This window comes from Pseudomonas sp. EGD-AK9, assembly GCF_000465935.2.
In the GTDB taxonomy this organism is placed as follows: domain Bacteria; phylum Pseudomonadota; class Gammaproteobacteria; order Pseudomonadales; family Pseudomonadaceae; genus Aquipseudomonas.
Map to the genome: position 1 here is coordinate 1 of NZ_AVOF01000505.1, position 1,686 is coordinate 1,686.

Below are 1,686 nucleotides of genomic sequence, written 5' to 3' on the forward strand. Positions count from 1 at the left end.
GCATCCAGGCCGAGCTGCTGCTGGCCTGGCTGCGGCGCCTGCTGCCGGCGCAGTCGCCGGTGCCCTTCGCGGTGACTGGCGAGCCGCCGGCCATCGACCTGCTGCTGTTCGTCCATCGCGTGCAGGGGCTGGCGCCGGGGCTGTACTGGCTGGATCGCAGCGGCCGCGGCGTGCAGGCGCTGCGCGAGGACTATCTGTGGCAACGGGTGGACGACGAGCTGCCGCTGTACCGCCTGCTCCAAGGCGATGCCCGCGGCCTGGCGGGGTTCCTGAGTTGCGGCCAGGACATCGCCGCCGACGGCTGCCTGGCCTTGGCCATGCTGGCGCGGCTGGAGGATGCCCTGACAGATGGCGCCTGGCGCTATCCCAGGCTCTACTGGGAGTGCGGGCAGATCGGCCAGCTGCTCTATCTGGAAGCCGAGGCGGCCGGGCTGTCGGCCACCGGCATCGGCTGCTATTTCGACGATGCGCTGCACGAATTGCTCGGCGCTGCCGACAGCGGCTGGCAAAGCCTTTACCATTTCACCCTTGGCCGCGCCGTATGGGACGAACGCCTGACCTCCCTGCCGGCCTACCCGCAACCCCGTATTCCCCCTGTGCAAGGAGAGACCCCATGACCCAGGTGCTCGACGATCTGGTGGCGCTGCTCAGCCTGGAGCAGATCGAGGAAAACCTGTTCCGCGGGCGCAGCCAGGACCTGGGTTTCCGCCAGCTGTTCGGCGGCCAGGTGCTCGGCCAGTGCATCTCGGCGGCCAGCCAGACGGTGGCCGCCGAACGTCATGTGCATTCGATGCACGGCTACTTCCTGCGCCCGGGCGATGCCAGCCTGCCGGTGGTCTATCAGGTCGAGCGTACCCGCGACGGCGGCAGCTTCAGCACCCGCCGCGTGGTGGCGGTGCAGAAGGGCCAGCCGATCTTCTTCTGCAGCGCCTCGTTCCAGTCCGACGAGGAGGGCTTCCACCACCAGAGCCCGATGCCCGAGGTGCCTGGCCCCGAGGGGCTGAAATCGGAAACCGAACTGGCGCGGATGGTCGCACCGATGATCCCCGAGCGCCTGCGCGAGCGCGCGATCAGCGACAAGCCGATCGAGATCCGCCCGGTGACCCTGATCAATCCCTTCGCCCCCGAACCCTGCGAGCCGGTCAAGTACGTGTGGTTCCGCGCCGCCGGCGAGCTGCCGGACGACCCGCAGCTGCACAAGTACCTGCTGGCCTACGCCAGCGACTTCAACCTGCTCACCACCTCGATGCAGCCGCATGGCGTGTCGGTGTTCCAGAAGTTCATGCAGGTCGCCAGCCTCGACCATTCGCTGTGGTTCCACCGCAACCTGCGCCTGGACGACTGGCTGCTGTACGCCATGGACAGCCCCTGGGCCGGCAACGCCCGCGGCTTCTCCCGCGCCAGCATCTACAACCGCCAGGGCGAACTGGTGGCCTCGGCGGCCCAGGAAGGCCTGACCCGCGTGCGGGAAGACTGGAAATGAGGCAACTGGCGACGGCGCGCCACTGGGTGTTCGACATGGACGGCACCCTGACCCTGGCGGTGCACGATTTTCCGGCGATCAAGCGCGCCCTGGAGATACCCCAGGAGCACGACATCCTCCATCACCTCGCCGCCCTGCCGGCCGAGGTGGCGGCGGCCAAGCACGCCTGGCTGCTGCAGCACGAACGTGAACTGGCCCTGGCT

Annotated in this window: 2 protein-coding genes and 1 pseudogene; all 3 read left to right on the forward strand. The window is 68.6% G+C overall.

Annotated features, from left to right (window positions below; genetic code table 11):
- Positions 1–617 (forward strand): nitroreductase family protein (locus N878_RS19585; RefSeq protein ID WP_021445252.1); only part of this gene is annotated, 617 nt, incomplete at its 5' end.
- The gene (gene tesB / locus N878_RS19590; RefSeq protein ID WP_021445253.1) at positions 614–1,483 is read left to right on the forward strand and encodes an acyl-CoA thioesterase II; all 870 of its coding nucleotides are present in this window, start codon (positions 614–616) and stop codon (positions 1,481–1,483) included. The genes N878_RS19585 and tesB, both read left to right, overlap by 4 nt.
- A pseudogene (locus N878_RS19595) lies at positions 1,480–1,686 on the forward strand (HAD family hydrolase); the annotation flags it as partial. The gene tesB and the pseudogene N878_RS19595, both read left to right, overlap by 4 nt.